The sequence below is a fragment of the Thioalkalivibrio sp. ALMg9 genome (assembly GCF_000380625.1).
GTDB classification, from domain to species: domain Bacteria; phylum Pseudomonadota; class Gammaproteobacteria; order Ectothiorhodospirales; family Ectothiorhodospiraceae; genus Thioalkalivibrio; species Thioalkalivibrio versutus.
The window spans coordinates 70,810-83,029 of the sequence record NZ_AQYC01000004.1 but is presented as its reverse complement, the minus strand read 5'-3'; the positions used below and the strand labels follow the sequence as shown (position 1 = coordinate 83,029).

At 67.7% G+C, this 12,220-nt stretch carries 14 protein-coding genes; 5 read left to right on the top strand and 9 right to left on the bottom strand.

The features are described from left to right. Nucleotides 1-2: 2 nt before the first annotated feature. The gene (pgi, locus tag F792_RS0100930) at nt 3-1,646 is read left to right on the top strand and encodes a glucose-6-phosphate isomerase (protein ID WP_018168000.1); all 1,644 of its coding nucleotides are present in this window, start codon (nt 3-5) and stop codon (nt 1,644-1,646) included. A 22-nt stretch (nt 1,647-1,668) separates the two neighbouring features. Here the strand turns inward: pgi and F792_RS0100925 are convergent, their stop codons facing one another. Continuing rightward, on the bottom strand, nt 1,669-2,517 hold the full coding sequence (locus F792_RS0100925) for a bifunctional nuclease domain-containing protein (protein WP_018167999.1): 849 nt from the start codon (nt 2,515-2,517) through the stop codon (nt 1,669-1,671). Between the two features lie 95 nt (nt 2,518-2,612). Between F792_RS0100925 and F792_RS0100920 the strand changes: the two genes are divergently transcribed. Continuing rightward, on the top strand, nt 2,613-3,212 hold the full coding sequence (locus F792_RS0100920; RefSeq protein WP_018167998.1) for a DUF938 domain-containing protein: 600 nt from the start codon (nt 2,613-2,615) through the stop codon (nt 3,210-3,212). A gap of 171 nt (nt 3,213-3,383) precedes the next feature. Here the strand turns inward: F792_RS0100920 and F792_RS0100915 are convergent, their stop codons facing one another. Beyond that, nucleotides 3,384-3,809 carry a DUF3617 family protein gene (locus F792_RS0100915; RefSeq protein ID WP_018167997.1) on the bottom strand — a complete coding sequence of 142 codons (426 nt, stop codon included), beginning with the start codon at nt 3,807-3,809 and terminating at the stop codon, nt 3,384-3,386. 125 nt (nt 3,810-3,934) lie between these two features. On the opposite strand from F792_RS0100915, the gene F792_RS0100910 reads away from it, so the two are divergent. Continuing rightward, complete coding sequence (locus F792_RS0100910) at nt 3,935-4,891, top strand: matrixin family metalloprotease (protein ID WP_018167996.1); 957 nt, start codon at nt 3,935-3,937, stop codon at nt 4,889-4,891. Nucleotides 4,892-4,930: 39 nt separating this feature from the next. Here the strand turns inward: F792_RS0100910 and F792_RS0100905 are convergent, their stop codons facing one another. From F792_RS0100905 to F792_RS0100895, 3 genes are all read right to left on the bottom strand, one after another. Next, a complete protein-coding gene (locus F792_RS0100905) occupies nt 4,931-6,211 on the bottom strand; it encodes an OmpP1/FadL family transporter (RefSeq protein ID WP_018167995.1) in 1,281 nt (426 codons plus the stop codon). A 113-nt stretch (nt 6,212-6,324) separates the two neighbouring features. Further along, complete coding sequence (locus F792_RS0100900) at nt 6,325-6,522, bottom strand: DUF3185 family protein (protein WP_018146324.1); 198 nt, start codon at nt 6,520-6,522, stop codon at nt 6,325-6,327. Between the two features lie 23 nt (nt 6,523-6,545). After that, nucleotides 6,546-6,797, bottom strand: coding sequence for a GlsB/YeaQ/YmgE family stress response membrane protein (locus F792_RS0100895; RefSeq protein WP_026304801.1), 252 nt, complete (start codon nt 6,795-6,797; stop codon nt 6,546-6,548). Between the two features lie 407 nt (nt 6,798-7,204). Here F792_RS0100895 and mltF point away from each other — a divergent pair, with 407 nt between their 5' ends. After that, nucleotides 7,205-8,671, top strand: a complete 1,467-nt coding sequence (gene mltF, locus F792_RS0100890) for a membrane-bound lytic murein transglycosylase MltF (protein WP_018167993.1) — start codon at nt 7,205-7,207, stop codon at nt 8,669-8,671. Here the strand turns inward: mltF and F792_RS0100885 are convergent. Genes F792_RS0100885 through F792_RS0100870 form a run of 4 tightly spaced genes read right to left on the bottom strand, consistent with a single transcriptional unit; the run spans nt 8,658 to nt 11,411 of the window. Beyond that, complete coding sequence (locus F792_RS0100885) at nt 8,658-9,752, bottom strand: DUF3524 domain-containing protein (protein ID WP_018167992.1); 1,095 nt, start codon at nt 9,750-9,752, stop codon at nt 8,658-8,660. The two genes, mltF and F792_RS0100885, sit on opposite strands and share 14 nt — an antisense overlap. 53 nt (nt 9,753-9,805) lie before the next feature. Beyond that, the gene (locus tag F792_RS0100880) at nt 9,806-10,183 is read right to left on the bottom strand and encodes a DsrE family protein (RefSeq protein ID WP_018167991.1); all 378 of its coding nucleotides are present in this window, start codon (nt 10,181-10,183) and stop codon (nt 9,806-9,808) included. Nucleotides 10,184-10,219: 36 nt separating this feature from the next. Then, entirely contained in the window at nt 10,220-10,780 is a 561-nt protein-coding gene (locus F792_RS0100875) for a carboxymuconolactone decarboxylase family protein (protein WP_018167990.1), read from the bottom strand. Continuing rightward, a complete protein-coding gene (locus F792_RS0100870; protein ID WP_018167989.1) occupies nt 10,770-11,411 on the bottom strand; it encodes a TetR/AcrR family transcriptional regulator in 642 nt (213 codons plus the stop codon). Before F792_RS0100870 ends, F792_RS0100875 begins: the two co-directional genes overlap by 11 nt. A gap of 65 nt (nt 11,412-11,476) precedes the next feature. On the opposite strand from F792_RS0100870, the gene F792_RS0100865 reads away from it, so the two are divergent. Further along, nucleotides 11,477-12,196 carry a hypothetical protein gene (locus F792_RS0100865; RefSeq protein ID WP_018167988.1) on the top strand — a complete coding sequence of 240 codons (720 nt, stop codon included), beginning with the start codon at nt 11,477-11,479 and terminating at the stop codon, nt 12,194-12,196. Nucleotides 12,197-12,220: the final 24 nt, after the last annotated feature.

The following is a 12,220-nucleotide window of genomic DNA, read 5'->3' as shown; positions in this document are numbered from 1 at the left end:
TGATGGAGAGTGCCTTGCGGGTCGAGGCCCGACGGCTGGCGGACGAGCCCCTGCGCGAGCTGTTCGCGCGCGATCCGGATCGAGTGCAACGCGACGTACAGGAGGTCGCCGGGTTGCGCATGGACTGGACGCGCCAGCGCCTGGACGGTGCGGCCTGGGATGCCCTGTACGAACGCGCTGCGGCCTGTGAGGTATCGGAGGCGGTGCGGGCGCTGTTTGCCGGCGAGCGGGTCAACACCACCGAGGGGCGGGCGGCCCTGCACACGGCCCTGCGCCTGCCGCGCGACGCCCACTGTGAAGTGGATGGCGCGGATGTGGTTCCGCAGGTGCATGCGCAGCTCGACCGGGTCGAGACGTTCGTACGGCGGATCCACGACGGGGCCCACCGTGGCTACAGCGGGCGTCCGATCCGTCGCGTGGTGAACATCGGCATTGGCGGCTCCGACCTCGGGCCGCGCATGGTCTGCCGGGCGCTTGCGCCGCATGCACAGGCGACGGCCGACGGCGTGCCGCTGACCGTGCAGTTCGTCTCCAACGTGGATGGCGCGGCGCTCTCCGCCGTGCTGCGCGAGGCCGATCCGGAAACCACGCTGTTCATCGTCGCATCGAAGACCTTCGGCACCCAGGAGACCCTGACCAACGCCCGTGCGGCCCGCGCCTGGCTGCTGCGGCATGCGCCGGACGACACGGCCGTCGCGCGCCACTTCGTGGCGGTCTCCACCGCACGCGACCGGGTAACGGAGTTCGGTATCGACCCGGACAACATGTTCGGCTTCTGGGACTGGGTCGGCGGGCGCTATTCCGTGTGGTCCACCATCGGGTTGCCGGTGGCGCTGCTCCTCGGCATGGACGGCTTCCGTGCGTTTCTCGGCGGGGCTCATGCCATGGACGAGCACGTGCGCCAGACGCCGGTCTCCAGCAATGCCGCGGTGCGCATGGCGTTGGTGGATTTGTGGAACCAGAACCTGCTGGGGGCACAGTCGCGCGCGGTACTGCCCTACGACGAACGCCTGTCGCTGCTGCCGCCGTACCTGCAGCAGGCGGAGATGGAGAGCCTGGGCAAGCGCGTGGGGCTGGACGGGCAGGTCGTGACGGACGCAACCGGCGCGGTGGTCTGGGGTGCGGTGGGCACCGATGGCCAGCACGCCTTCTTCCAGTTGCTCCACCAGGGCACGCGCTTCATCCCGGCCGAGTTCATCGGCGTGGCCCGCCCCGAGCACGACCTGCCGGCGCAGCACCCGTTGCTGCTGGCCAACCTGGTGGCGCAGGCCGAGGCGCTGGCGATGGGCAAGGACGAGGCCGCGGTGCGCGCCGAGATGGCGACGGCGGGGCAGTCGCCGGAGGCGATCGATGCGCTGGCGCCGCATCGGACCTTCCCCGGCAATCGGCCGAGCACGCTGATTCTGCTGGAACGCCTGGATCCGGCCACGCTGGGCGCGTTGATCGCGCTGTTCGAGCACAAGATCTACGTGCTGGCCACGCTGTGGGGGATCAACGCCTTCGATCAGTGGGGGGTGGAGCTGGGCAAGCAGCTGGCCGGTCAGGTGCTTGAGGACCTGGCGCCCGGCGCGACCGCCGGCGAGCACGATCCGGCAACCACCGCCACGCTCGACTGGCTGCGCCCGCGGCTTCCGCCGCGGGACTGACCCGCGTCCGTTCCGGCTCTGCTCAGACGGTCAGGGCGTCGTCGGACTCCTCGATCTCGGGGACGTCCGTGGGCAGCGTGATACTGCGGGTCTCGCCATCCAGCCAGTAGCGGATTTCGGCGGGCTCGCCCTCCGGTGTGGCGGAGATCGCCTCGAGGAAGTCCATCGGGGTGGTGGGCGTGCGCCCGTTCACTTTCAGAATCAGGGCGCCGTGGGTCAGGCCCGCGGCGGCGGCGCGGCCCGCGGCACGGCTGACCAGTACGCCGGATTCGTCCGGCAGTTGCAGGGCTTCGCGCAGGTCGTTGCGGGCCTCCACAACGGTGATGCCGAGGGCGGTGACGACCTCGTCCTCGCCCGGCGGGGTGTAGTCGAAGGCGACATCGGCCTCCAGGATTTCCGGCGCGACATGGATGGCGGCCCCGCTGCGTACCGCCAGGGCGAGCCCGTCGCTGGGGCGGGTGTCGATCAACCGGGGTTCGGCCTCGCCGGCGATCCGTACCTCCAGCCAGCCGAGATAGGTACCGTTCTCCAGGCCGTCAATGATCACCCGTTCCAGGCGCGCATCCATCTGCTCCAGCAGGTCGATCATCAGGTCGTGGGTCTGCGGGCGCGACAGTGTTATGTCGTGCATGGCCAGCAGGATCGCGCGGGCCTGGTCGGTCCCGATCACGATCGGGACCACCTCGCCGGACGCCGGGTGTCGCAACAGCGCGATGGGCGTGCCGGAGCCGGCATCCACCCCGACGGTGGCCAGTTCGACCGGCAGCAGGCGCTCCGGGTCGGTCGCCATGTCGCGGGCCAGCGCCTCGCCGCCCATGACCAGCAACAGGACGAGCAGGGCGGGCAGGAACAACCGGAAGCGGGGTGTCATCAGGGCAGCCTGGAAATAGGGTGTGTCCCGATCATGGCAGTGCGGTTGCGGGGCGTCCAGAATACTGCCTTGTCCCCCGTGAACGGATCGCTGCGATGACCTCCGACAAGCCCTATGCCCCGGCCGCGGATCAAAACCGCGCGCCGATCCTGGCCCAGCTGCGCGAGCAGTTCCTTGCGCATGGACGGGTGCTGGAGATCGGCGCCGGCACCGGGCAGCACGCGGCGCATTTCGCCGCGGCTTTGCCGCATCTCGACTGGTATCCCAGTGACGTGGCCGAGAACCTGCCGGGCGTGGAGGCCTGGCGACGCGACGCGGCCCTGCCCAATCTGCGGCCCCCGCTGAAACTGGACGTGCTACGGGATGCCTGGCCGGAGGGGCCGTTCGAGTACGTCTACAGCGCGAATACCGTGCATATCATGCACTGGCCGGCGGTGGAGGCGCTGTTTGCCGGCGTGGCCCGGGTACTGGCGCCGGGTGGGCTGTTCGCGCTGTACGGCCCGTTTGCCCACGACGGTTCGCATACTGCCGAATCCAACGCCCGGTTCGACCAGATGCTGCGGGCGCAAGATCCGGGCATGGGCGTGCGCGACCGCGCCGACCTGGATGCCCTCGCCACCGCCGCCGGCCTCGAGCCCGCGGCGGTCATCGACCTGCCGGCCAACAATCAGATCCTTCTCTGGCGCAGGGCTTAACGACCACGAAGCACACGAAGAAGGGCCAGAGCGAAAGAATATTCACCACGGAGGTCACAGAGGGCACGGAGAAGAAAAACGATCTGGGAAGAGGCACAAGCAGGGGTAGCGACTTGCGTAACTTCAGCCCCCGGACTTTTCTTCGTGCGTATTCGTGGTGAATACAGGGGGTCAGCAGTCGCCGATGCGCTGGCCGCGCATCTCCATGCGCACGTTCATCCGGCCCATGGGGGTGTCCATCTCGCTGGTCATTTCGCCCTCGGTGCGATCGCCCATGAAGCGCATGCTGCCGTCCATCTGCATGCGTCCGCCCTGCGGGCCGGGGCAGCTCATGGTGTAGTCCATGCGGTCGGCCGTCATGTCCATCTGGTCCAGGGTGCAGCCTTCCGGCGCCTCGATGATGTTCTCGCCGCGGTCGAGGTCTTCCTGGGTGACGCACTCGGTGGTGGTCTCGGTCTGGTCCGGCATGCCGCCCATGCCTTCCATGATCATGGTGGTCTGGTTTTCCCAGAGACCGGGCTGGATGTTCGGGGTCTCGGCCTGGACGACGAGCGGCAGGGCAACGAGCGGCAGGACGGCAAGAAGGATGCGCAGCATGGCTGTCTCCTGAAAGGGGCGTGAGTGCGTCTTGCCCAATGGTGCCTGGCGCGTCATGACGGGGCAAACGCGGGTGGCGGTGCCCGTTGGCTGGTACCTTGGGTGTGTGCGAGGGAGGAACTGTAATGGCAATACCGTTATGGCTGGTCGGCGGTGTCGGGGCGCTCGCGCTGGGCGGTGTCCTGTGGCAGGAGGGGCAATTGTCGGGCGGCTCCGCGGGGCATGCGCACTTGGCCGCGCCGCGCTGCGAGGTGCCCATCACCCTGCATCTGGAGGCTGTGGACCCGCGCTTCCGGCTGGAGCGTGACGCGGTGCAGGCGGCCCTGGATGCGGCCGTGAGCATGTGGGACGGGCAGACGCCGGAAACACTTTTCCATCAGCGCGAGGGCGAAGGCATGCCGGTGCGGCTGGTGTTCGACGAGCGCCAGGCGGGTGCCGAGAGCCGCGACCGGGCGCGCGCGGAGCTGGACCGGCTCAAGCGGGGGATCGCCGAGCGCGAGGAGCGCCTGGATCACCGTCACTCGGCGCTGGCGGCGGATGCCGCGGGCTATCAGCGACGCCTGGACGACCTTCAGGCGCGCCAGCGCGAGTACGAAGAGGCGGTGGCCGCCTGGAATGCCGGACGCATGGCGCACAGCGCGGGGAACCGCGAGCGGCTGGAACGGCAGCGCCGGGCGCTGGATGCGGCGCGGGACGACCTGGAGCAGCGCCGCCGCACGCTGGAGCGTCGGCGCGACGAGCTCAACCGCGAGATCCGCGACCTCGAGGGCGAGATCGATGGCTTCAACGAACGGGTCGCGGAACTGAAACGCGAGATCGGCGCGACCGGGGCCTTCGATATGGCGGTCTACGAGCAGCAGGGCGCGCGGCGCTCCATCACCGTGTACAAGGCCAGTGACGCGGACGAGCTGCGCCTGACGCTGGCGCACGAGCTGGGGCACGCCCTGGGGATCGAGCATGTGGACGACCCGACCGCGGTGATGCACGCGATCCTGGGCGAGGCCAACGCCGGGCGGCGCGATCTGAGTGACGCCGACCGGCGCGCCCTGGCGGCGGCCTGCGAAGTGGAGCTGGAGCGGTGATGAACGGGGCGGGGCGTATGCCCGGCCCCGGATTCGGCGCTAGAAGTGGTAGCGCATGGCGGCCGACAGGACGTGCACGTGACCCTTGGTCGTGCCCTGCATGTTGATGTCGGTCCCGTTAAAGCTGCGCGTGATGTCGAGATCCTCGCTGGCGATGTGGATGTAGCTGTAGCCCAGGTCGAAGGTGAAGCGCTCGCTGCGGGCGTAGCTGGCGCCGAAGGAGAACCAGGTGCGGTCGCCATCCGGGGTGCGCGTGCCGCGCCCGTTGGTCTGCGTCGGGGTCTGGTCGTACTGGATGCCGCCACGCAGGGTCCAGCGCGGGTTCATCGCGTACTCGGCCCCCACCGCCAGGGCGTAGCTGTTGCGGTAGTTCTGTTCCAGCACCTGGTCGCCGGTCGCGAGTTCGATCCGGATCTCGTCGAAGTTCGACCAGTTGAACCAGGTGTACTGGGCGAGGCCGGTCCAGCGGTCACTGAAGCGATGACGAATGCCAATCGAGGCGATATCGGGTAGCTTCAGGTCGGCCTGGCCACCTTGAACGATGGTGTCGCCTACTTGGGCGCGTAGGGGGTCGTTTGTCGATAGCGTCGCGGTGGCTGTGCCCTGGAGGGTATGGGTGACGCCTTCACGGTAATGGATGCCCAGGCGGGTCGCATCGCTCAGGTCGAACAGCATCCCGATGTTGAAGCCGACATCCCAGTTGTCGCCCTCGAGTTCGAATTTCCCGTCGGTGTCCGGATTGAGACCGGCCGGGTCCGGTGTCGCGCTGCGCAGGGTGGCATCGGCGTACTGCAGGTCGAGGCCGCCGCCGATGGAGATCCGGTCGGTCAGCTCGAACGCGATGCTCGGTTGCAGATTGAGCACGCGCAGGTCGGATTCCAGTGAGTCGTAGCGGGCGAAGAAGTTGTCGTTGTACTCATTCTTCAGGCCGAACGGGGCGCTGAGGCCGAAGCCCAGCCAGACTCGGTCGGAGTACTGCTGTGCCCAGTACAGGTTGGGCACCGGGGTCGGGTCATAGGGGTTGCTGCTGTCGCGCCCGGGGATCTGGGTGCTGCGCTGATTGACCTCGGAGTTGGGCATCAGCAGATGCACACCGGCCTGGAGTTCGTTGCCCTTCAGGCGGGTCATGCCAGCCGGGTTGAAGTAGATGGTGGAGGCATTTGAGGCGACGGCGACATCCCCCGCATGGGCCCGGCCGAGGCCGGACGCGCCCTGCGTCTGGATGTAGAAGCCGGCGGCCATCAGGGTTGCGGGGGCGGCAAACAGGGCGGAGCTAACGGCGATCGAGAGCGCCAGGCGGCGCGACGGTGTCAGAGTCATGCGGTCTCCCCTCTTTTTTTGTTCCAGGGGGCCGCAGCGATGCCGCGTCCGGTGTCGGTCGCAGGCTCCCCCGAGGCGGACCCTACCGCCTCGGGAAGATCACGCCAACCGCATCACATTTTCGAGGTCATCAGGATCAGGCCGATCAGCGCGGCCACGCCGCCACCGATAAGCAGCGCGAGGGTGCGCCGGGTGAAGCGGCCAAGGAACAGCCGCGCCGCGCGCTCGCGCATGCCGAAGGCGTCCTGAACACCGACCAGGGCGGCGATCAGGCCGCCAACCAGCAGGATGATGCCGAGGATCTGGATCATGAGAACTCCTTGGATCGGGTGGATCAGGCCTTTCGGATCAAGCGAAGCAGACCGAGCAGCAGCACGGCGCCCACGGTGGCGGCGGCAAGGCTGCCGATCAGTCCGGCTGCCTGCACCCCGAGCTGGGTGAACAGCCAGCCGCCGAGGAAGGCGCCGATCACGCCAACCACGATATTCAGCAGGATGCCCTGCCCGGACCCGTGTACCAGCAGGCCTGCGAGCCAGCCGGCAATGCCGCCGATGAGCAGGAGGAGGAGAAGGGATTCCACGGGCATGTTGTCGCGCTCCTGGCAAGTGACGGGCGATTGGATCGCGCGGATGTCGAGGCGTTCCCCCAGGGAGGCACTGCTCAACTCGAGCACGGGCGTGCGAATTGATCAGTGCCTCCCTGGCCTCAAGGATGCCCGCTGGGTTTGGCGGAGCCTTTGGCCTTGTTCCTGGCCGCGGTCGTTCGCTCGGCGATGGGCCGGACTTCGACTGTACAGGGCGTGTCGCCCTTGTGCCCACCGGCACGGGTGAGCTGAACATCCGTGAACGGATACTTGGTGATTCTGCAACCCCGCGAGTGTGGGTATTTTTGAGAACCATTCCGCAAAACCCTAGTCTCTGTATCGGACATTCATGGATCCGTCATGGAATCGGTTGGCGTTTGACGCCGGCTGCCGACGGGAAGGAAACCGGTATGACCGAACAATCGAAGCGCAAGGGACGGGTCACTCGCTCCGCGCGCTGTGGGCGAGCCTTCCGGGCATTGATCCCGGCGGCCCTGCTGGCGTTACTGGCCGGGTGTGGTTCGGAGAACGGGCAATCCGGAACGATGGTTTCCAACGCGGCTGCGGGCGATCGCCTGGCCTCCGTGGAGGAGACCGGCACGCTGCGCGTGGTGACCCGCAACGCACCCACCACCTGGTACTTTGACCAGCATCTGGAGACGTCCGGCACCGAGCACGACCTGGTCGAAGGCTTTGCCCTGGCGCATGGCTGGAAGGTGGAATGGGTCATGGCCGACTCGGTTTCCGGTGTCCTCGATGCGCTCGAATCCGGCGCGGCGCACATGGCGGCAGCGGGTCTGACCCATCTGCCGTCGCGTGACGAGCGCTTTCGCCGCGGTCCGCACTACATGGAGGTGAGCGAGCAGGTCGTCTGCCATCGCGACTTGTCCGGCATGCCGGGTTCGACGGACGAGCTGGAGGGCGTCGATCTGGTCGTCTCGGCCGGCAGCAGCTACGTCGAAACCCTGGAGGAGGCGCTTCCGGAATCGGTCGATTTCGAGGTGCGCGAGATCGGCACCGAGCGCCTGATGGCGCAGGTCGCCCGGCAGGAGATCGGCTGCACCGTGGCTGATTCGCACATCGTGCGTTACAACCGCCGCTCCTTCCCGCATCTCGACATCGCCTTCGATCTGTCCGCGCCGCGCGCGCTGGGGTGGTATGTCGATCCGGAACACGCCGAGCTCGCCGAGCTGGCTGCGACCTGGATGCAGGGCGCCGGTGGCCGCGAGCTGCGCGACCTCGTGGACGAGCGCTATTACGCCTACATCAACCAGTTCGACTTCGTCGACCTGCGCGCACTGAACCGGCGCATAGAGGATCGCCTGCCCCAGTACCATCCCCACTTCGAGGAGGCGGCCGAGCGCACGGATCTGCCCGCGGATCTGCTGGCTGCACTGGCCTATCAGGAGTCGCACTGGGATCCGGAGGCGCGCAGCCCGACGGGCGTGCGCGGGCTGATGATGCTGACCCGTCGCACCGCCGAGTCGCTGGGCGTCGATCGCCTGGACCCGGTGGAGAGCATCGACGGCGGGGCCCGCTACCTGCAGCGTCAGCACGGGTTACTGCCGGATGACATCGTCGAACCGGATCGTACCTACCTGGCGCTGGCGGCCTACAACATCGGCCGGGGCCACCTGCTGGATGCGCGCCGCCTGGCGCGCGAGCTGGGACGGGACCCGGATCGCTGGGCCGACATGCGCGAGATCCTGCCGCTACTGACCGAGGAGCGTTACTACAAGGATCTGCGCTACGGCTATGCGCGCGGGTATCAGCCGGTGTACTACGTGCAGCGCATCCGCAATTACCGCGACGTGATCCGCCCGGTGTTCGTGGCCGAGGACGAGATGTCGGATCGGGTCGTCGTCAGCCGCGACTGACCCGTGGCCTCTTGCGGCTGCCCGCGACGAGGTCGTCCAGCATTCCTTGCCAATCCGGCTCCAACCGCCCCGGCGTCCACGCGCGGACGTCGGGTGCGGGCGGGGGCCCTTGTTGCAGCCATGCCTGCAGGCGCTCCGTCAGCGTGTCTACATCGCCTTGCGGGTAGCGACAGGCATCGGGGTATTGTTCGCGGTAGGCCAGGGCATCCGGGACCAGCGGTGTGGCACCAGCGGCGCTGGCCTCCAGCACTGCCAGGCCCTGGAACTCGTGCCGGGCGGTGCTGACGACGATGCCTGCGCGGCCCAGTAACGCGTCGTATTCGCTGCGGGGCAGCTTGCCATCGGCGATGATCCGGTTCCCCAGGGCCTCGCGCAGCTTTTGCAGGGGTTCGGGGGCATTCGCCGGCCGCGGCCCCAGCAGGGCAAGACGGAAATCCACGCCCGACCCGGCCAGCGTCAGCATGGCCTCGGCAAAGACCTCCGGGGCCTTGTCGTATTCCCAGCGGTGATTCCAGAGGATCAGGCCCGGATCGCGAGTGCCGCCGGCCACGGCCGTTGGCTGGATCGGCACCGGGAGGATCGCGCTGCGCTCCGTCAGTCGGTCCCGTATCCCGGAAGGTACCGCATCCGGCATGCGTCCGAGCAGGGTCGCCATCCCTTCCAGGAACGAGTCGCGGTTGAACGCCGAGTTGAAGGCGATGCGATCCGCGGCCAGCGCCGCATAGATCTGCACCATCTGCGGGTCCACCGAATCCACCTGTTGCGGGCCCAGCGGATAGGCAAACTGGTTCTCGTGCACGTAGTAGAGCGTGGGCAGGGCGGCGAGGTGGGGCTGGAGTCCGCGCAGGGTGGCGAGATCCACCATCGAGGTGGCGATGACTGCGTCGACTTCCGTGGTCGCCAGTGCGTCCAGCCAGGAGATCGGGTTGCCGCGGATGCGCCAACGGAAGTGGCGCCCCGGCAGTTCCAGTAGCTGCCAGTCGAACGCATCGAAGGTGCTGGTTAACCAGTCCGCCCAGGCCGCGTGGCTGTCGGCGCGATAGGCGGACAGCAGGAGGATGCGCTTGCGATGGTCCGGCACGCCCCTGTACGCCTCCGGTCGGAGAGGGGCCACCGGTGCGGCCCCTCGTGTGATTACCAGGTCAGGACTTTGCCGGCCGACCCCAGCGAAGGCAAGGCCTGCGAGGGCGTAAGCAAGGGGAGGTCCGGGTAGGCCAGATCCGATTCATCCATTCCGTTCAGCTCAAGCGATTGCCGGCAGCCCATCATCTGGACGCCGTTGTCCATGGCGTTCTTCATGAAGTCGGCGATGCTCTTGCCGCCCTCCATGGGATGGATGTTCTCGGGGACGCCGGTTTTCAGCAGTTCCGTGGCCGGCCCGGTGAAGTACATGATGACGTTCTGTTCGCTTGCGGCGGCGGTGGCCGCCAGAAAGAAGGCCGACGGCAGACGACGCTTGTTCTCCGGCCCGGTGATCATGATGACAACAAGATCGGCGGTTTCTTCGCTCATGTTGGTTTCTCCTTCGGGGACGTTGGGACGGCGTGGTTATGCGCCCGGTGCCGTCCAGCGCTCGCCGGCCATGGGCTCGTCGACCGGGGTGCCGGCGATGTGGTTGGTGTAGTTGGACAGGGTCTTCAGGCCGATCGCCAGGATCACCTCCAGCATCTGTGGATGCGTGTAGCCGGCGTCCAGGAAGGCCTGCTGGGTGGCCTCGTCGACCCAGCCACGCTGTTCGATCATGGCGTGGGTGAACTGGCGCAGTGCCTCCAGCTTCGGGTCGTCGATCGGCCGGTCCTCGCGCAGCGCATCGACCACGCCGTCCGGAACGCCGGTCATGCGGCCGGTCATGCTGTGCGCGGCCATGCAGTAGTCGCAGTCGTGATAGCGGCTGACCGTCAGCAACAGGGTGCACTGCTCGGTCGGGCTCATGGAGGTCTGCTGCAGCAGGGTATTGAGGGACAGATAGGCCTCCGCCAGGGCTGGCGCGCTGGCCATCTTGCGGATCAGGTTGGGGACCATGCCGAAGGTCTGCTCGGCCTGCTCGAAGGCCGGCTTCGCGTCGGGGGCGCTGGCGGCGTCATGCAGGGGGAAGTGTTCATCGCTCATGGTGGACCTCCGGGGTCGGGTTGAGCAGGAGCGCCCCGAGCGCGGGGCCCAGGCGCAGGATCGTGGCCGGATCCTGATCGGCCTTGGCCATCACCAGGATCCCTTCCATCAGCGCCAGCCACTGTTCGGCGGCAGCAGCGGTGTCGGTTTCGGGCGGAAGCTCGCCGTTCTGTACGGCCGCGTCCAGCACGGCGCGAAAATGTGCGGTGACCGCATCCAGGTGCTTCCGGATCGCCTGGCGCAGGGCCGGGTTGTGGGTACCCATCTCCACCGCCAGGTTGCCGAAGGGGCAGCCGGGCAGCTGTCCGGATTCCGACTGCATCCGCGCCTCGAAGGCATGGATCGCCTGGACGAACGCGTCGATGCGAGCGCGGAGCCCGTTGGCGCCCGACAGCCCGGGGATCAGCACCTCGCGCTCGAAGTCCGCGTAGAGCGCGTCCAGCATCGCCAGGGTGAGCGCCTCCTTCCCGGGGAAGAAATGGTACAGACTGCCCTTGCGCACGCCCGCCTGCGCGCAGATCTCGGCGATGCCGACGGAGGCGTAGCTGCGCGTGACAATGAGGTCGCGGGCGGCCTGCAGCAGGGCTTCGCGGCTTGCGCCGCGGGTGTCGTTGGGTGTGATGGCTTCCATGTCTTTGCACACTAGTTGACCGGTCGGTAAAGTGCAAGGGCGACACCTGGTACGGAGACGAGCCAATGACGCGCGAACGGGGTCTGCAGGATAGGGACGAGGGTGGCGTGGCCATCCCGGCGCACTACGCCGAATCCTGGGCGGATGGCTTTGGGGTGCGTGGCTGGAAGCTGGATCTGCCAGGACGCGGCGCGGACGTGATCGCGGCGACGCCCTTCGCCGGCGAGCGCATCCCGACGTCGGTGTTCGTGCACGACATCGTGGATCATCACTTGTGCGGGTTTGCCCTGTCCGGTTATCGCGACGAGGCCGGGGCATTGATCCAGCTGGCGGAGCGCACGGGTTCCGACCCGGTCCCGGACTTCGTTCAGATTATCGACGAGGATTTGATGCCGGGCGCTTTCGAGAGCGATGACTGGCGCGAGCTGTTGCCCGCATCGCTGGTCGCGACGGTGGAGGCCGCCGCGGATACGCGTTCCGGGATGGCGCAGTTGCGCCAGCAGTGGGGTGATGGGGTGCTGCGCGCGCTGTGGATTGCCGGGTTCGTCGAGACCGGCTGGAGACTGGCGGATGCGGCCCGTGCCGGATGGGAGCGCCACGGCCTGGAATACGCGGCCCGGGGTGCCACTGCGTTGGCGCTGCAGCGGCTGTTCGAACGGGTCGACGCGAGCGTCCTGGAGCAGGGCTGGATACAGGCGGAAGGCGAGTTCCGGGTCGCGACGGATGCCGTCGGCTTTCGTTTCGAGGGGGACGAGGCGGAGCTCGTTGAGTGTGTGTCGAAGTGATGGACTGAGCCGCTTTCCGGAAAG